The sequence below is a fragment of the Streptomyces sp. NPDC051561 genome (assembly GCF_044454195.1).
Taxonomy (GTDB): Bacteria; Actinomycetota; Actinomycetes; order Streptomycetales; family Streptomycetaceae; genus Streptomyces.
The window spans coordinates 46,284-64,286 of the sequence record NZ_JBITDM010000016.1; the positions used below are offsets into that span (position 1 = coordinate 46,284).

The 18,003-nt window shown below is 70.1% G+C and carries 15 protein-coding genes; 10 read left to right on the forward strand and 5 right to left on the reverse strand.

What is annotated here, in order from left to right:
- Positions 1-162: 162 nt before the first annotated feature.
- Positions 163-606, reverse strand: coding sequence for an SRPBCC family protein (locus ACIA73_RS29020; RefSeq protein WP_399441756.1), 444 nt, complete (start codon positions 604-606; stop codon positions 163-165).
- Between the two features lie 150 nt (positions 607-756).
- On the opposite strand from ACIA73_RS29020, the gene ACIA73_RS29025 reads away from it, so the two are divergent.
- Positions 757-1,359 (forward strand): GNAT family N-acetyltransferase, encoded by a 603-nt coding sequence (locus ACIA73_RS29025; RefSeq protein WP_399441757.1) that lies wholly within the window; start codon positions 757-759, stop codon positions 1,357-1,359.
- Here ACIA73_RS29025 and ACIA73_RS29030 read toward each other — a convergent pair.
- Positions 1,296-1,874 (reverse strand): adenylosuccinate lyase, encoded by a 579-nt coding sequence (locus ACIA73_RS29030; protein ID WP_399441758.1) that lies wholly within the window; start codon positions 1,872-1,874, stop codon positions 1,296-1,298. The two genes, ACIA73_RS29025 and ACIA73_RS29030, sit on opposite strands and share 64 nt — an antisense overlap.
- A 438-nt stretch (positions 1,875-2,312) precedes the next feature.
- Between ACIA73_RS29030 and ACIA73_RS29035 the strand changes: the two genes are divergently transcribed.
- From ACIA73_RS29035 to pssA, 9 genes are all read left to right on the forward strand, one after another.
- Positions 2,313-4,118, forward strand: coding sequence for a 3-hydroxyacyl-CoA dehydrogenase family protein (locus ACIA73_RS29035; protein ID WP_399441759.1), 1,806 nt, complete (start codon positions 2,313-2,315; stop codon positions 4,116-4,118).
- Positions 4,119-4,603: 485 nt separating this feature from the next.
- Positions 4,604-5,428 (forward strand): TetR family transcriptional regulator, encoded by an 825-nt coding sequence (locus tag ACIA73_RS29040; protein ID WP_399441760.1) that lies wholly within the window; start codon positions 4,604-4,606, stop codon positions 5,426-5,428.
- 464 nt (positions 5,429-5,892) lie between these two features.
- A complete protein-coding gene (gene ccrA / locus ACIA73_RS29045) occupies positions 5,893-7,230 on the forward strand; it encodes a crotonyl-CoA carboxylase/reductase (RefSeq protein ID WP_399441761.1) in 1,338 nt (445 codons plus the stop codon).
- Between the two features lie 44 nt (positions 7,231-7,274).
- The gene (locus tag ACIA73_RS29050; RefSeq protein WP_399441762.1) at positions 7,275-9,293 is read left to right on the forward strand and encodes a protein meaA; all 2,019 of its coding nucleotides are present in this window, start codon (positions 7,275-7,277) and stop codon (positions 9,291-9,293) included.
- Positions 9,290-10,249 carry an HpcH/HpaI aldolase/citrate lyase family protein gene (locus ACIA73_RS29055; RefSeq protein ID WP_399441763.1) on the forward strand — a complete coding sequence of 320 codons (960 nt, stop codon included), beginning with the start codon at positions 9,290-9,292 and terminating at the stop codon, positions 10,247-10,249. The genes ACIA73_RS29050 and ACIA73_RS29055 overlap by 4 nt, the downstream gene beginning before the upstream one ends.
- Before the next feature lie 5 nt (positions 10,250-10,254).
- On the forward strand, positions 10,255-10,758 hold the full coding sequence (locus ACIA73_RS29060; RefSeq protein WP_399441764.1) for a MaoC family dehydratase: 504 nt from the start codon (positions 10,255-10,257) through the stop codon (positions 10,756-10,758).
- 27 nt (positions 10,759-10,785) lie between these two features.
- Positions 10,786-11,991: an acyl-CoA dehydrogenase family protein gene (locus ACIA73_RS29065; RefSeq protein WP_399441765.1), complete on the forward strand. Its 1,206-nt coding sequence runs from the start codon at positions 10,786-10,788 to the stop codon at positions 11,989-11,991.
- 170 nt (positions 11,992-12,161) lie between these two features.
- The gene (locus ACIA73_RS29070; protein WP_399441766.1) at positions 12,162-12,833 is read left to right on the forward strand and encodes a phosphatidylserine decarboxylase; all 672 of its coding nucleotides are present in this window, start codon (positions 12,162-12,164) and stop codon (positions 12,831-12,833) included.
- Positions 12,820-13,674: a CDP-diacylglycerol--serine O-phosphatidyltransferase gene (pssA, locus tag ACIA73_RS29075; RefSeq protein ID WP_399441767.1), complete on the forward strand. Its 855-nt coding sequence runs from the start codon at positions 12,820-12,822 to the stop codon at positions 13,672-13,674. The genes ACIA73_RS29070 and pssA overlap by 14 nt, the downstream gene beginning before the upstream one ends.
- Positions 13,675-14,497: 823 nt before the next feature.
- Here pssA and ACIA73_RS29080 read toward each other — a convergent pair.
- From ACIA73_RS29080 to ACIA73_RS29090, 3 genes are all read right to left on the reverse strand, one after another.
- Positions 14,498-15,925, reverse strand: coding sequence for a PLP-dependent aminotransferase family protein (locus ACIA73_RS29080; RefSeq protein ID WP_399441769.1), 1,428 nt, complete (start codon positions 15,923-15,925; stop codon positions 14,498-14,500).
- 177 nt (positions 15,926-16,102) lie between these two features.
- Complete coding sequence (locus ACIA73_RS29085) at positions 16,103-16,414, reverse strand: SCO5918 family protein (RefSeq protein WP_399441771.1); 312 nt, start codon at positions 16,412-16,414, stop codon at positions 16,103-16,105.
- Positions 16,415-16,473: 59 nt separating this feature from the next.
- Entirely contained in the window at positions 16,474-17,994 is a 1,521-nt protein-coding gene (locus ACIA73_RS29090) for a DEAD/DEAH box helicase (RefSeq protein ID WP_399441772.1), read from the reverse strand.
- Between the last annotated feature and the right edge of the window lie 9 nt (positions 17,995-18,003).

Sequence of the window (18,003 nt, forward strand, 5' to 3'; positions counted from 1 at the left end):
TCGGCGACAAGGCGGAGCAAGCGCGACGATTGACGCGCGGGGCGTACGCGGGTGGTGTTCGGGCCGGTGGGAGCCCTTACGGCGTACAACCGGCCGACACGGAAGACCACTCGAAACGGTGAGTGAACGATCTGCCCGTAACGGCCTTGGTACCGACCTGAGTTACTTCTCGACCTCGGCGGCGAGGTTGGCGAGCACCTCGTCGTAGATCCGGCCGAGGCCCTTGGGGGCGAAGGTCCTTTCGAAGAATCCGCCGATGCCGGTCGCGCCGTCCCACACCGAGGTGACGACCGCCTTGGAGGAGCCTTCACCGGCCGGGGTGACCGTCCAGGTGGTCACCATGGACGAGTTGCGGTCCTTCTCGACGAGCCGGCCGTCGGTCGGCTCGGTGACCTCCAGCAGGCAGTCGCGTACCCGCTTGCTGGTGGCCTGGAGCTTCCAGTGGACGAGGGTGCCCTCGCCGTCGCCGCCCTCGCGCACTTCGTACTCGCTGAAGTGCTCGGGGAGGAGCTTGCCACGCGCGCCGCTGTAGTCGGCCAGCGTGTCGAACACCGTCTCCGCATCCGCCGCGATGATCCGCTCGGTCGTGGCCTCTACCTGCGCCATGCCTCTTCCTCCAGCACTCGGTGTTTCGGGTGGGGTCCCCCGGTGCGGCCGGTGGGCCATTCGGAGGGTCGCGCTCACCCAACCACCTCGCGGGCAAGCCACCAAAATTGGGGTTGCGGCACATCGGGCAGCACCTGTTGCCTGAGGACCATGAGCTCAGCATCCGGGGTCCGCGCCGCCACCACGCCCGCCGCCACTGCCACCCTCGTGCGCCCGATGACCCTGGACGACTGTGCGGCCGTCGCCGCCGTGCGGGTGCTCGGCTGGAAGTCGGCGTACGCGGGCCTGCTGCCGCAGTCGTATCTCGACGCCCTGAGCGTCGAGCAGGACACCGAGCTGCGCCGGGAGCACTTCACCGGGGCGGGCCCCGAGGTGGTGAATCTGGTCGCCGAGCGCGCGGGCGAGGTCATCGGCTGGGCGTGCTGGGGCCCGGACCGCGGGACGGCGGGGACCGTCGCGGAGCCTGCGCTCGCCGAGCTGTACACCCTGTACCTGGATCCCGGCCGGATCTCCACCGGGGCGGGCCGCGCCCTGCTGACCGCCTGTCTGGGGCAGGCGCGCGGCGCCGGATTCGGTGCGATGGCCGCCTGGGTGCTGAAGTCCAACGTCCGCGCCCTGCGGTTCTACGGGAAGGCCGGCTTCCGCGCCGAGGACGTCGAGGAACCCTTCGAGATGGCGGGTGTCACCCTCTACGACGTGCGCTGCACGACCCGGCTCAGTGAAGCGGCGGCGGCGGCCCCCAACTTCGGGTGACCCAGGGCTGCTTCCAGCACTCCGGCCGCCCGGACGTCCCTGAGCTGCCCCAGCCCCTCCACACACGCCAGTGCCACCCTCCAGTGCGGCTCGTTCGGTGCGAGCAGCCCGCGCAGGGTGGTGATCAGCGCCGGTACGGATTCGGGGGCGCGCAGTTCGGTGAGCAGCCGCACCGGGTGCAGGGCGTAGGCGGTGCGCATGGTGTTGGTGGCGAGGGCGGCGGCGGCGCGGGCGGTACGCGGATCGTTCAGCCGGGCCAGCGCGTACGCCGCCGAGACACAGCGCTCCGAGTCGCGGTGGTTGAGCAGCAGGACCAGCGCCTCGAAGGCCCGTCGGTCACCCCCGCAGCCGAGCCGGAAGGCGGCGATCTCCCTTGCCCAGAGCGGCTGTCCGGGCTCGGTGAGGACACCGGCGAGTTCGTCCATGTCCTGGCTCGCGATCAGCCGTTCGTACGTCGCCGACTCGCCGGCCTCCTCGGCCAGCCGGTCGATCAGGGACCGCAGTTCCTCGTCCATGGGCGTCAGCGTAGCCAGCGGGGGCCGGGCCGGTGGACGGGCCGGGGCGGCGTAGATCACATACCGCGGCGGCCGACGGGGGCTGGCGCGCTCGTTACTCGGCAGTTAGTCTCAAGTGAGCGGGTCGCCCCCACCACAGGGCCAACACCCACTGAAAGATCGACTCTTGGCGGCCTGGTGACGCAGCCGCCTCGGGTGTCGCATGTCGGTTCGGTGATTCTGTACGGCAGGGCCTGGGACAGGGCCCGCCGATTCTTCCCCGCGGTCCGGGCACCCTCTGTGCCCCTGCCGCAGCTCAGGTACGACACCTCACTCCCACGCGGCCTCTCGCGCGCGTCGGTGCTTCCGTCTCCGCCCGGCCGTGTCCGTGCTCCGCGCGGTCCGTCCGTACGGACAGACGCCCCTCTTCAGTCGTCACTCATTCTCTGGAGTCCCGTGATGGACACCCCTGTCTCCACCACCCCTCTCTCCTCCCTGACCACCGTCGCCGTCGTCGGCCTCGGCACCATGGGCTCGGGCATCGCCGAGGTGCTGGCACGCGCCGGCCGCACGGTGATCGGCATCGACCTGAGCATCCAGGCGGCCGACCAGGCCATCGTGTCCCTGGAGGCCTCCACCGCCCGCGCCGTGCGGCGCGAGCGGATCACCGAGGCTGAGCGCGTCCAGATCCTGGCCCGCTTCCGCACCTCCACCGAGCTGTCCGCGGCCGCCGACGCCGACCTGGTGATCGAGGTCGTCCCCGAGTCGTACGAGGCCAAGCACCAGGTCTTCCGCGAGCTGGACTCCATCGTCCGGGCGGACACCATCCTGGCCACCGGCACCAACGCCCTCTCGGTGACCCGGCTGGCCGCCGACTCGGCGCGCCCCGAACGCGTCCTGGGCATGCACTTCTTCAACCCGGCCCCGGCGATGAAGCTGGTCGAGGTCGTCTCCTCGGTCCTCACCGCGCCGACCGCCGTCGCCGCCGTCACCGATCTGGCGCACGACCTGGGCAAGGAGCCGGTCGCGGTCGGCGACCGCCCCGGTTTCGTCGCGGACGGGCTGCTCTTCGGCTACCTCAACCAGGCCGCCGCGATGTACGAGGCCAAGTACGCCTCCCGCGAGGACATCGACGCCGCGATGCGGTTGGGCTGCGGCCTCCCGATGGGCCCGCTCGCCCTGCTGGACCTGATTGGCATCGACACCGCCCGCACCGTCCTGGACGCGATGTACAGCGAGTCGCACGACCGGCTGCACGCCCCCGCCCCGATCCTCAAGCAGCTCAGCGAGGCCGGGCTGACCGGCCGCAAGACGGGACGCGGTTTCTACACGTACGACGCCCCGGGCGGCGCCACCGTCGTCCGCGACGCCCTCACCCCGCTGGAGGCGGTCCCGCTGGCCGACGGCCGCGAGATCCGCAGGGTCGGCGTGGCCGGCTCCGGAACGATGGCGTCCGGCATCGCGGAGGTCTTCGCCAAGGCGGGTTACGACGTGGTTCTCGCGGCCCGTGGCCAGGAGAAGGCGGACACCGCCAAGTCCCGTATCCACAAGTCTCTTTCGCGTTCCGTCGACAAGGGACGGATGACGGCTCAGGCACGCGAGGAGACCCTGGCCCGGATCACCCCGGCCGGGTCCCTCGACGCCTTCGCCGACGTGGACCTGGCCCTGGAGGCCGTCGCCGAGGACCTCGCGGTCAAGCAGCAGCTCTTCGCCACCTTCGACAAGGTCTGCAAGCAGGGCGCGATCCTCGCCACCACCACCTCCTCGCTGCCCGTCGTCGCCTGCGCCCGCGCCACCTCGCGCCCCCAGGACGTCATCGGGATGCACTTCTTCAACCCGGCCCCGGCGATGAAGCTGGTCGAGATCGTCCGCACGGTCCTCACCGGCGACGACGTCCACGCCACCGTCCGCGACCTCACCACGAAGATCCGCAAGCACCCGGTGGACTGCGGCGACCGGGCGGGCTTCATCGTCAACGCCCTCCTGTTCCCGTACCTGAACAACGCGATCAAGATGGTCCAGGAGCACTACGCCTCGCTCGACGACATCGACGCCGCCATGAAGCTCGGCGGCGGCTACCCGATGGGCCCCTTCGAGCTCCTCGACGTGGTCGGTCTGGATGTCTCGCTCGCCATCGAGCAGGTCCTGCACCGCGAGTTCCGCGACCCGGGCCTGGCCCCCGCACCTCTCCTGGAGCACCTGGTGGCGGCGGGCTGCCTGGGCCGCAAGACCGGCCGGGGCTTCCGCGAGTACGCGCGCCGCTGAGGAAGCCGTCCGGGGGGGGCACGCCTGCCGCCCCCGGAACCGGGTGGCGGGTCAGCTCTTCCGCGCAGCCGGTTGCGGCGGCGCGGAAGCTCGCTCCCCCGCCCCGGTTCGGCCCGCCCCGATCCGCCGGACCCAGTCGGTGCCGAACTCCATGGCCGCCCCGGACGCCAGAATTCCCCGCCCCGGAAAGGAGCTCCCCGGTGCCACCGAGCCGCACGCCCCGGAGAAGGAGCGCCTCCCGTGCCGCCGCGCCCCACGCCCCACAGCCTCAGCCGGGGCCGGCTCCGCAGCCGATGCCGGCCCACCGCCGGGCCGCCGGCGCCGAGCCAGGGTCCGCACCTCGCGGAAGCGACCGTTCCGGGGAGTCGCCCCCCGGAACCGGCCCCCGCCCCACACCCACCGACCCCTGGGGCGGCCTCCTGCGCCCCTCCGACGACCCGCCCCCGACGGCACGGCACCCGGTGCCGATGGGTTACGTTCAGGGCATGCCCCAGGCCCCCAGGACCCCTCGTAACAACTCCGTGCCCGACACCCAGGAAAGTGCCGCGGGCACCCGCGCGGCCGCGCAGCGCCTCAAGATGCGCCGCGAACTGTCGGCGGCGGCGATGGAACTCTTCGCCACCAAGGGGTACGAGGCGACCACGGTCGACGAGATCGCGGCGGCGGGCGGGGTCGCCCGCCGCACCTTCTTCCGCCACTTCCGCTCCAAGGAAGAGGCGATCTTCCCGGACCACGACGACACCCTGGTCCGGGCCGAAGCGGTGCTCAACGCGGCGCCCGCGCACGAGCACCCGCTGGACACCGTGTGCCGGGGGATCAAGGAGGTCATGCGGATGTACGCGGCGGCCCCCGCCGTCTCGGTGGCCCGCTACAAGCTGACCCGCGAGGTGCCCACCCTCCGCGAGGCCGAGATCGCCTCGGTGGCCCGCTACGAACGCCTCTTCACGCGCTATCTGCTGGGCCACTTCGACGAGCACGACCACCACCCCGGCAACGACGACCCGCTGCTCGCGGAGGTCGCCGCATCTGCGGTCGTCACCGCCCACAACCACGTCCTGCGACGCTGGCTGCGGGCCGGCGCCCAGGGCGATGTGGAGGCCCAGCTCGACCACGCCTTCGCCATCGTCCGGCGTACCTTCGGCTCGGGCATCGGCGCGGGTCGCAGCACGCCGGAGACCCTTGACGCGCCCTCCGGCGCCCAGGCCGCGACGGCGTCGGTCACCGGCGAGGTGCTGGTGACGGTGGCCCGTACGGACGCCCCGCTGGAAGACATCATGGAGACCATCGAACGGGCCCTCGCGAAGGGCTGACACGCCACCGCGGTACGAGCCGCCGACACCGCCCAGGAGCCCGCTCCTCGGCGGTGTTCCGCGTTTTCCACCCACGATGACACCGAGTGCCCACCGCGGCCCAAACCGGGCACACCACCCCTGACCTGCAATGATCGATCATCGTTCATTGATTTTTGGCACCGAGTGTCTTGCGGTTTGGCACGCGGTGCCATTACGTTGATGTTGTCCGGGTGGCCGCCGTACGGAGAACTTCTCGTACGGCGGCTGTCCCCGCACACCTCCCGGTGTGCGCCACCCGGCCGCCTGCGTCACAGGCACCTCCCGCGCACACCCCGCGCCGCCACTTCACCCGCATCACCGCCGAACCGACGGCACACCTCCACCCTCAGCACCCCGACGTAACCCTCAGCGCTCCCCAAAAGCATTCCCCGGGCTCTCGGCTTCGCTCGACCAGGGGAGACCTCATCCGCCGGAGGCACACCGTGAAGGAAATTCTGGACGCGATCCAGTCGCAGGAAGCGACTGCCGCGGACTACGCAGCCCTGCCGCTCCCCGAGTCCTACCGCGCGATCACCGTGCACAAGGACGAGGCGGAGATGTTCGCCGGGCTCACCACCCGCGAGAAGGACCCGCGCAAGTCCATCCACCTGGACGACGTGCCGGTGCCCGAACTCGGTCCGGGCGAGGCCCTGGTGGCGGTCATGGCCTCCTCGGTGAACTACAACTCCGTCTGGACCTCGATCTTCGAGCCGGTCTCGACCTTCAGCTTCCTCGAACGCTACGGTCGCCTCAGCGAGTTGACGAAGCGTCACGACCTGCCGTACCACATCATCGGCTCCGACCTGGCGGGCGTCGTGCTGCGCACCGGCCCCGGGGTGAACGCCTGGAACCCCGGCGACGAGGTCGTCGCCCACTGCCTCTCCGTCGAGCTTGAGTCCTCCGACGGCCACAACGACACGATGCTCGACCCGGAGCAGCGCATCTGGGGCTTCGAGACCAACTTCGGCGGCCTGGCAGAGATCGCACTCGTCAAGTCCAACCAGCTGATGCCCAAGCCCGACCACCTCAGCTGGGAGGAGGCGGCGTCCCCCGGCCTGGTCAACTCGACGGCGTACCGCCAGCTGGTCTCCCGCAACGGCGCCGGCATGAAGCAGGGCGACAACGTCCTGATCTGGGGCGCCAGCGGCGGACTCGGCTCCTACGCCACGCAGTTCGCGCTGGCCGGTGGCGCCAACCCGATCTGTGTGGTCTCCAGCGACCAGAAGGCCGACATCTGCCGGTCGATGGGCGCCGATGCGATCATCGACCGCAACGCCGAGGGCTACAAGTTCTGGAAGAACGAGCACGAGCAGGACCCGCGCGAGTGGAAGCGCTTCGGCAAGCGCATCCGTGAACTGACCGGCGGCGAGGACGTGGACATCGTCTTCGAGCACCCGGGCCGCGAGACCTTCGGCGCTTCGGTCTACGTCACCCGCAAGGGCGGCACGATCGTCACCTGCGCCTCGACCTCCGGCTACACCCACGAGTACGACAACCGCTACCTGTGGATGTCGCTCAAGAAGATCGTCGGCTCGCACTTCGCCAACTACCGCGAGGCGTGGGAGGCCAACCGCCTGATCGCCAAGGGCAAGATCCACCCGACGCTGTCGCGGGTGTACTCGCTGGAGGACACCGGCCAGGCCGCGTACGACGTCCACCGCAACCTCCACCAGGGCAAGGTCGGCGTCCTCGCACTCGCCCCCCGTGAGGGCCTGGGCGTCCGCAACCACGAGATGCGCGAGACCCACCTCGACGCCATCAACCGCTTCCGGGACATCTAATGACGGGCCCCCGGGAAGCCCGGCCCAAGGACCGCCCCTGGCTCATGCGGACCTACGCCGGCCACTCCACCGCCGAAGCCTCCAACGCGCTCTACCGCAACAACCTCGCCAAGGGCCAGACCGGCCTCTCGGTCGCCTTCGACCTGCCCACCCAGACCGGCTACGACCCGGACCACATCCTCGCCCGCGGCGAGGTGGGCCGGGTCGGGGTCCCGGTGTCCCATCTCGGCGACATGCGGCGGCTGTTCCAGGACATCCCGCTGGAGCAGATGAACACCTCGATGACGATCAACGCCACGGCCATGTGGCTGCTCGCCATGTACCAGGTGGTCGCCGAGGAGCAGGGCGCGGACATCACCCGGCTCCAGGGCACGACGCAGAACGACATCGTCAAGGAGTACCTGTCGCGCGGGACGCACGTCTTCCCGCCGGGTCCCAGCCTCCGCCTGACGACCGACATGATCTGCTACACGGTCAACAACATCCCCAAGTGGAACCCGATCAACATCTGCTCCTACCACCTCCAGGAGGCAGGAGCCACGCCCGTCCAGGAGATCGCCTACGCGATGTCCACCGCGATCGCCGTGCTCGACTCGGTGTTCGCCTCGGGCCAGATCCCGGACGACCGCCGGGGCGATGTGGTCGCCCGCATCTCGTTCTTCGTGAACGCGGGCGTCCGCTTCATCGAGGAGATGTGCAAGATGCGCGCCTTCGGCCGCATCTGGGACAAGATCACGCGGGAGCGGTACGGAATCGAGAACGCCAAGCAGCGCCGCTTCCGCTACGGCGTGCAGGTCAACTCCCTCGGCCTGACCGAGGCCCAGCCGGAGAACAACGTCCAGCGCATCGTCCTCGAAATGCTGGGCGTCACCCTCTCCAAGGACGCCCGCGCCCGCGCGGTCCAACTCCCCGCCTGGAACGAGGCGTTGGGTCTTCCCCGCCCCTGGGACCAGCAGTGGTCCCTGCGCATCCAGCAGGTCCTGGCCCTGGAGTCGGACCTCCTCGAATACGAGGACATCTTCGCGGGCTCGCACGTCATCGAGGCCAAGGTCGACTCGCTCGTCGAGGAGTGCCTGACCGAGATCGACCGCATCCAGGAGATGGGCGGCGCGCTCGCGGCCGTCGAGTCCGGCTACCTCAAGTCGGAGCTGGTCGCCTCGCACGCGCTGCGTCGCGCCCGGATCGAGTCCGGCGAGGAGAAGATCGTCGGGGTCAACTCCTACGAGGCGACCGAGCCCAGCCCGCTCACCTCGGACCTGGACACCGCGATCATGACGGTCGACCCGGCCGTCGAGGCCCGTGTGGTGGCCGCTCTCGGGGAGTGGCGCACCACCCGCGAGCAGGCCAACGAGCGCCAGGGCATGGGCGATCCGCTGGTCTTCCCGTCCAGCGCCCAGGCCCTGGACATGCTGCAGGACGCCGCCCGCAGCGACGAGAACCTGATGGAAGCCACCCTGGAGTGCGTGCGCGCGGGTGTCACCACCGGCGAGTGGTCGCACGCGCTGCGCGAGGTCTTCGGCGAGTTCCGCGCCCCGACGGGCGTCTCGTCGGCCCCGGTCGCGGTCACGGCCGAGCCGGGGACGCCGTTGGCCCTCGTACGGGAAAAGGTCCGTCGGACCGCGGACGAGCTGGGGTCCGGGCGGCTGCGGCTGCTGGTCGGGAAGCCCGGCCTCGACGGGCATTCCAACGGGGCCGAGCAGATCGCCGTACGCGCCCGCGACGCCGGCTTCGAGGTGGTCTACCAGGGCATCCGGCTCACCCCGGAGCAGATCGTGGACGCCGCCCTCGCGGAGGACGTGCACTGCGTGGGCCTGTCGATCCTGTCCGGCTCGCACTCGGAGCTGGTGCCGGACGTGCTGGTACGTCTGCGGGAGGCCGGCGCACCCGAGCTGCCCGTCATCGTCGGCGGGATCATCCCGAGCGCCGACGCCACCGAACTGAAGCGTGCGGGAGTCGCCGCCGTCTTCACCCCGAAGGACTTCGGGATCACGGAGATCATCGGCCGTATCGTCGACGAGATCCGTACCGCGAACAAGCTCGACCCTCTGGAGGTCCTCGCATGACCGTCAATCGCCTTCGCCCCCGCCGCTCGTGTCTCGCGGTCCCCGGGTCGAACCCGCGCTTCCTGGAGAAGGCCCAGGGCCTCCCCGCCGACCAGGTCTTCCTCGACCTGGAGGACGCCTGCGCCCCGCTCGCCAAGCCCGAGGCGCGGCACACCATCGTGAAGTTCCTCAACGAGGGCGACTGGACCGGCAAGACGCGCGTGGTCCGGGTCAACGACTGGACGACCGAGTGGACGTACCGCGACGTGGTCACCGTCGTGGAGGGCGCCGGCCCGAACCTCGACTGCATCATGCTGCCGAAGGTCCAGGACGCCCAGCAGATCGTCGCACTCGACCTGCTCCTCACCCAGATCGAGAAGACCATGGGCTTCGAGGTCGGAAAGATCGGCATCGAGGCGCAGATCGAGAACGCCCGCGGTCTCAACAACGTGAACGCCATCGCGGAGGCCTCCCCCCGCACCGAGGCGATCATCTTCGGCCCGGCCGACTTCATGGCGTCGATCAACATGAAGACCCTGGTCGTCGGCGAGCAGCCGCCCGGTTACGGCGCCGACGCCTACCACTACATCCTGATGAAGATCCTGATGGCGGCCCGCGCCAACGACCTCCAGGCGATCGACGGCCCCTACCTCCAGATCCGCAACGTGGACGGCTACCGCGAGGTCGCGAAGCGCGCCGCGGCCCTCGGCTTCGACGGCAAGTGGGTGCTGCACCCGGGCCAGGTCGAGGCGTCGAACGAGATCTTCTCGCCGTCCCAGGAAGACTTCGACCACGCCGAGCTGATTCTCGACGCGTACGACTTCTACACCTCGGAAGCGGGCGGCAAGAAGGGCTCCGCGATGCTCGGCGACGAGATGATCGACGAGGCCAGCCGCAAGATGGCGCTGGTGATCTCGGGCAAGGGCCGGGCGGCCGGCATGCGGCGCACCTCGAAGTTCGAAGCCCCGGAGGCCTGATCACCATGCAGTTCGGACGCACCTACGAGGAGTTCGAGGTCGGCGCTGTCTACAAGCACTGGCCCGGCAAGACGGTCACCGAGTACGACGACCACCTGTTCTGCCTGCTCACCATGAACCACCACCCGCTCCACATGGACGCCAACTACGCCCAGAAGACCACCGACTTCGGCAAGAACGTCGTCGTCGGCAACTACATCTACTCGCTGCTGCTGGGCATGTCGGTGCCGGACGTCTCGGGCAAGGCGATCGCCAACCTGGAGGTCGAGTCGCTGAAGCACATCGCGCCGACCTTCCACGGCGACACCCTCTATGGCGAGACCGTCGTGCTCGACAAGACGCCCTCAAGGTCCAAGAGCGACCGGGGAATCGTCTATGTGGAGACCAAGGGCTACAAGCAGGACGGCACGGTCGTCTGCGTGTTCCGCCGCAAGGTCATGGTCCCCACCGAGACGTACATCAAGGAGCGCGGCGGCGAGCAGCCGGGCCGCCCCGAACCGCTTTCCTAGCCGCGTGAAGCTCAAGGAGAAGTAGCCATGGCCCGTCTCGCCCAGACCGCCGGTCTGAACGACGTACAGCAGGAAATCCTGTCCACCGTGCGGAACTTCGTCGACAAGGAGATCATCCCGGTCGCGACGCAGCTGGAGCACCGCGACGAGTACCCGACGGAGATCGTCGAAGGGCTCAAGGAGCTGGGCCTGTTCGGCCTGATGATCCCCGAGGAGTACGGGGGCCTGGGTGAGTCCCTTCTCACATACGCGCTCTGTGTGGAAGAGATCGCACGGGGCTGGATGAGTGTGTCCGGAATCATCAACACCCACTTCATCGTGGCGTACATGCTCAAGCAGCACGGAACGCAGGAGCAGAAGGACACCTTCCTGCCCCGGATGGCGCTCGGCGAGGTGCGCGGCGCGTTCTCGATGTCGGAGCCGGCGCTCGGTTCCGACGTGTCGGCGATCTCGTCCAAGGGCGTGCGCGACGGCGACGAATACGTGCTCAACGGCCAGAAGATGTGGCTGACCAACGGCGGCACCTCCACGCTGGTGGCGGTGCTGTGCCGCAGTGACGAGGGACACCCCGAGGGCACTGCCCCGCACAAGTCGATGACGACGTTCCTGGTCGAGAAGGAAGCGGGATTCGGCGAAGTCCGCCCAGGTCTCACCATTCCCGGCAAGATCGACAAAATGGGATACAAGGGCGTTGACACCACCGAGCTGATCATGGACGGACTGCGCATTCCGGCCAATCGCGTGCTCGGCGGGACCACCGGCCGAGGGTTTTACCAAATGATGGACGGTGTCGAGGTCGGCCGGGTGAACGTCGCAGCACGTGGCTGCGGGGTAGCTCAGCGTGCCTTCGAGCTGGGGGTTTCGTACGCCCAGCAGCGCCACACCTTCGGCAAGCCGATCGCCCAGCACCAGGCGATCCAGTTCAAGCTGGCCGAGATGGCCACCAAGGTCGAAGCCGCCCATGCGATGATGGTTAACGCAGCACGCAAAAAGGACAGCGGGGAACGAAACGACCTCGAAGCAGGGATGGCCAAGTACCTGGCCTCCGAGTACTGCAAGGAGGTCGTCGAGGACGCCTTCCGCATTCACGGCGGGTACGGCTTCTCCAAGGAGTACGAAATCGAGCGCCTCTACCGCGAGGCACCCATGCTGCTGATCGGTGAAGGTACCGCCGAGATCCAGAAAATGATCATTGGAAGGCGCCTGTTGGAGGAATATCGATTCCAGGGCTGAATGTTCGCTTTGCGTAGATTTCAACGCGAAGAAGATCACACCCTGTCATCGTCTTCCGGCCTCTGACTCGCTTTCCGGCTTGCCCAGTTGCACCCCGCAACCGATACCATCGCCGGAAAGCCGCCGTCTCCCCCGTCTCCGCGCGGCATCATCCGCTACGAAGGTCTTCCATGCCCCACAGCAAAACCTCTGCACCACGCGACGGCGTCTCCTCGGGTCTCATCCCCAAGGGCCGCCTTGCTCGCGGAGCATCGCCGTGGCTCCTGCCGACCGTCGCGACCGCGGCCCTCACCGTGGTCAAGGCGCGCAAGTCCGGCCGCTGGGCCGCCGCAGCCGTCCCCACCACCGCGCTCGCGGCGGGCATGCTGTGGTTCTTCCGCGACCCCGAGCGCGAGATCACCCAGGGACGGGTCATCTCGCCGGCCGACGGTGTGGTGCAGAGCATCATGCCCTGGAAGGACGGGCGTACCCGCGTCGCGATCTTCATGAGCCCGCTGAACGTGCACGTCAACCGTGCGCCGCTGGCCGGCACGGTGACGTCCGTCGAGCACGTGCCCGGCGGCTTCGTCCCGGCGTTCAACAAGGAGAGCGAGAACAACGAGCGCGTTGTCTGGCACTTCGACACCGAACTCGGTGACATCGAGATGGTGCAGATCGCAGGCGCTGTGGCCCGCCGCATCGTGCCGTACCTCCCGCAGGGGACCAAGGTCGAGCAGGGTGAGCGGATCGGGCTGATCCGCTTCGGATCGCGGGTGGACATCTACCTTCCGGAAGGTGTCGAGGTCGCGGTCGAGGTGGGCCAAACGACTACCGCGGGGGTGACTCGAATTGACCGTGACTGATCCAGAGACACAGGCCGGCTGGGTTCCGGAGGCCGACGCCGAGGACGACGCGGAGGACATGCCGCTCAGTCTGAGGTTGTCGATAGCGGACACCCTCACCCTCGGTAACGCGACGTGCGGCTTCATGGCGGTGTACTTCACCACCACCGGAATCCTGATCCCGCACCTCCAGGGCAGCCAGGAGTCCGGCATGGCGCGCAACAGCGCCGCCACCGCCGTGATCCTCATGCTCCTCGCCGCGATCTTCGACCTGTGCGACGGCCTGGTGGCCCGCAAGCTGCGCAGCTCGCCGATGGGCGCGGAGCTGGACAACCTGTCCGACCTGATCAGCTTCGGGCTCGCCCCGGCCTACTTCGTGCTGGTGTACGGAATGGTCGCGGAGGACGCACAGCAGAAGGTGGCCGCACTGGCCGCGATCGTCGTGCTACTCGCGGTGATCATGCGGTTGGCCAGATTCTCCGTGGTCGTGATGAAGGACGGCATGTTCCAGGGCATGCCGAGCCCCTTCGGTGCGCTCACGGTCGTCTCGATCGTGCTCCTGGAGCTGCCCTTCGTCCCGACACTGCTCGCGGTGCTGGGCGTGGCGTGGCTGATGGTGAGCCGGGTCGAGTACCCCAAGCCGCGCGGCGTGCTCGCGGTCGCGATGCTGAGCTGGATCATCGGCGCGATGGGCCTGCTGGCGGCGTGGGCGTTCGACGCCCCCGGCGGTCAGCTGCTCCTGCAGACCGGCTGTGCGCTCCAGGTGGTCATGGGCGCGGTCATTCCGCTGTTCGCCACCGCGCGTCGCGTGAACACGTTCCGCGGCAACCGGCGCGAGACGCGGGCGGCACAGCTGCCGTAGCGCTCGCGTGAGCAGTACCTACGTGAAGGAGGGCCCCAGGTCGGTTAAACCGACCCGGGGCCCTCTTTCGTGTGGTCCTCAGAGGCGTCAGGTGGACGCCTGCGGGGCTCGCGGCACCCGGGGAGCCCCCCGACAGGTGGATGCCCTCCCCGTCCGGCCCCGGGCGCACCAGGACCTTGATGCGGGGCCTTCGGCAGGATCGCCTCCAGCATCCCGGCCCGGCCCGAGCACTCCGGCACCGTGAGTGCCTGCCCCGGTTCGGCGGCCTCCTCCTCCTCCCCCCCGGGCGTCGAAGGGATCCCGGTCCGCCGGGTCGACGACCGCGTGCGCACCGAAGCGGGCGGCTGTGGTCCCGGGCGGTCGTCGGCGCCCTGTGCACCTGCGGTACGGAAGAGGCGACGGCGCGGCGTGCGGTCACCCCGGCTCGCCCGGGAGGGCCGGCTGCGCACCGAGGTGTCGGGGCGGTACGCCCGGCTGACGCTCGGCCCTCAGCTGGTCACCCTGGTCACGGCGTGGACCCGACGGCTGGAGCGGGCGGTCGAGGAGACCCCGTGGCGGGGCGAGTGGCAGCAACTGCTGCTGCGGGTCCCGCCCGATTCCTGGCGCGACCGGGCTCCGGTGGAGCAGCAGTGGGGCTTCGAGGGGTTCGGACCACTGGGCAACGGACTCTGGGTGGCGGCGGACCCGGGCGGTGTGAGGACGCCCTGCGGGAACTGGACCCGGCCGGTGAGGCCGCGGTGGCCAAGGCGGGCGGGGCGGGCGGGGTGGCTGGGGTGTCGAAAGCCGGGCGGCCGGCGTCCTCTCCGCCGAGAGGGCTCAGGACTCAGGCCTCAGGTCCCGGCCCCAAGGCCCTGCACAGAGCGTCCACGGCCGCCCTGTAGGCATGGTCCGGCGGCGTCGCGTACCCCACGACCAGCCCGTCCGGCGCCGGAGCCACCGCGTCCGGGTGACGGAACCCCGCCAGGCTGTCGAGTGCCAGCCCCTGGTGCGCGGCGGCCCGCAGCACCTCCCCCTCGGTGCCCGGCGGCAGCCGCAGCACCGCGTGCAGCCCGGCCGCGATGCCGGTGGGGTGCACATGCGGCGCCTGCGCACCCAGCGCCGCGACCAGTTGATCCCTCCGCCCTCGGTAGCTCTGCCGCATCCGCCGCACATGCCGGTCGTAGTGCCCGGAGGTGAGGAAGTCCGCGAGCGTGAGCTGATCGAGCACGCTCGCCCACGCCTCCCGCTGCCCCTTCACCTCCAGGACCTGCCCCACCAGATGCTCCGGCAGCACCATCCACCCCAGCCGCACCGCCGGCGACAGACTCTTGCTCACCGACCCCAGGTAGATCACCCGCTCGGGATCCAGCCCCTGCACCGCCCCCAGCGGCTCGCGGTCGTACCGGAACTCCCCGTCGTAGTCGTCCTCCAGCACCAGCGCCTGCTGCGACCGCGCCCAGTCCACCACCGCAGCCCGCCGCTCCGAGTGCAGCGGCCCACCGGTCGGAAACTGGTGCGCCGGGGTGAGCAGCGCCGCCCTCACCCCCTTGAGCGCCACCAACTCCCCCGTGCGCGCGCCTTGTTCGTCAATGGACAGCGGTACGGTCCGTACGCCTGCCGCACTCAACAGCCCCCTGTGGAAAGGCAGCCCGTACTCCTCCACCGCCAGCGGACCGCGCAGCACACCGCCGAACAGCAGCCGCAGCGCATGGGCGAAGCCCGAGCAGATGACGATGCGGTCGGCGGTGGTCCGCACACCCCGGGCCCGGGCCAGGTACTCGGTGAGGGCCCGCCGCAGCTCGATGCGGCCCTGCGGGTCACCGGGGCCGAACGCCTCGTGCGGCGCGGCGGTCAGCGCCCGCCGGGACGCGGCGAGCCAGGCGGTCCGGGGGAAGGAGGCGGCGTCCGGCTGCCCCTGGCGCAGATCGTGGGCGGGGCGGGGCGGGGCCGGTGGGTTCTTCTTCGCGGTGCGTACGGGCCTGGGCGGGGCGGCCCGCTCGGCGACCCGGGTGCCGGAGCCCTGGCGGGCGGCGAGCCAGCCCTCCGCGACCAGTTCCGCGTAGGAGGAGGCGACCGTGTTGCGTGCGATGCCGAGGTCGGCGGCGAGCGAACGGTAGGGCGGCAGCCGGGTGCCGGGCGCGAGCCTGCCCTCCCGGATCGCCTCGCGCAGCGCGCGACTGAGGACGGCCTGTCGGCTGCCCCGGTCGGCGGAGAGGTTCAAGTGGAGGTCCGCACCGATGCGTTCGGCGGAATTGACCCATGATTCCGGCATGGAACCAGACCCTATCGAGGGCCAGTTCCACCGCATGGGCGGGGCCCCGGATGTGACGGTGGGGCCCCGGTGGACGACGGCGAGGGTTGCGGCATTACGGCAGTGGGGGCGGCCCGCGCCCCAGCGCAAGCCGCCCCCACCCACGGTCCGTTCCTACGGTCCGGTCCGACCGTCCACTCAGACGTGCGCCGCCGACCCCAGCAGGTTCGACGCCGTCTCCAGCGGGGTGAGCGCCGGAGCGGGCGCCGCAGCCTGGGTGTCGCGGCAGGTGAAGCCCAGGCGGTTCAGTGCGCGCACCACCTCACCGGCGGTGAAGTCCCGGCGGTCCTGGCGGGTGATGACCTCACCGACCTGCTTGACGGGGTAGGTGCGGCGGTTGATCGTGACGGACTCACCCGTGGTGACGGGTTCGGGCTTGACGCCCTTCATCGCGTCCTGCACTTCACTCTTGACCAGCTCGAAGGGGAAGCGGGCGATGACTACACGCATGGTGCCTCAACAAGGTGGGAGGGATGGAGCGTTGACTGGGCGGTCGGTACGGAGGAACGTCAGGCGGCGTTGCGGGCCGAGGCCTGCTGCGGGGCTCCGCCGGAGCGCCGCGCCTGCGAGGGACGACGGCGCCCACGGGCACCGGAGCCGCCCCGCTTGGGCCGCTCGGAGACCGGTGAGGAGATGACGACCGGCACCCCGGAAGGCGCCTTGGCCCCGGTGATCCGGCTCAGCTCCGCCTCACCGGCGCGCACTTGGGTGGTCTGCGGGGTGATGCCGGCGGCGTGCATCAGCCGGGTCATGTCGCGGCGCTGGTTGGGTGTCACCAGGGTGACGACGCTGCCGGACTCCCCCGCCCTGGCGGTACGGCCGCCGCGGTGCAGGTAGTCCTTGTGATCGCTCGGCGGGTCCACGTTGACGACCAGGTCGAGGTTGTCGACGTGGATGCCGCGAGCCGCGACATTGGTCGCCACCAGCACGGTGACATGGCCGGTCTTGAACTGCTCCAGGGTGCGGGTGCGCTGCGGCTGCGACTTGCCGCCGTGCAGCGCCGCCGCGCGGACCCCGCTGTTGAGCAGGTGGTCGGTGAGCTTGTCGACCGCGTGCTTGGTGTCCAGGAACATGATCACCCGGCCGTCGCGGGCCGCGATCTCGGTGGTGGTCGCGTGCTTGTCGGTGCCGTGCACATGCAGCACGTGGTGCTCCATGGTGGTGACCGCGCCGGCCGACGGGTCGACCGAGTGGACCACCGGGTCGTTCAGGTAGCGGCGCACCAGCAGGTCGACATTGCGGTCGAGGGTGGCGGAGAACAGCATCCGCTGACCGTCGGCGCGCACCATGTCGAGGAGCTCGGTGACCTGCGGCATGAAGCCCATGTCCGCCATCTGGTCGGCCTCGTCGAGGACGGTGATCTCCACCTGGTCCAGGGCACAGTCGCGGCGTTCGATGAGGTCCTTCAGCCGGCCCGGCGTGGCGACGACGACCTCGGCGCCGCCGCGCAGCTGGTGCGCCTGGCGGCCGATGGACATGCCGCCGACGACGGTGGTCAGCCGCAGCCGCAAGGAGCGGGCGTACGGGGCGAGCGCGTCGGTGACCTGCTGGGCCAGCTCGCGGGTCGGCACCAGGATCAGGGCCAGCGGCTGGCGCGGCTCGGCGCGCCGGCCGGCGGTGCGGGCGAGCAGCGCCAGGCCGAAGGCGAGGGTCTTGCCGGAGCCGGTCCGGCCGCGGCCGAGTACGTCGCGCCCGGCGAGGGAGTTGGGGAGGGTGGCGCCCTGGATCGGGAACGGCACGCTCACCCCCTGGACGGCCAGCGCGGCGAGCAGCTGCTCGGGCATCTCCAGATCGGCGAAGGCCTCGACGGCGGGCAGCGGCGGGGTCACGGTCACCGGCAGGGCGAACTCGCCCTGCACCGCCGCGGGACGCCGTCCGTAACCGCCGCCGGAGCGGGAGCGGTTGGCGGGGGCGGAGCGGTAGCCGCCGCGGCCGGAGCCCGCGGAGCCGGTGGAACCACCGGAGGAACCGGTGCGGGAGTAGCGGTCGTTGCTACGGGGAGTACGGGCGGAACGGATGGTGCGGTCCATGCGGAACCT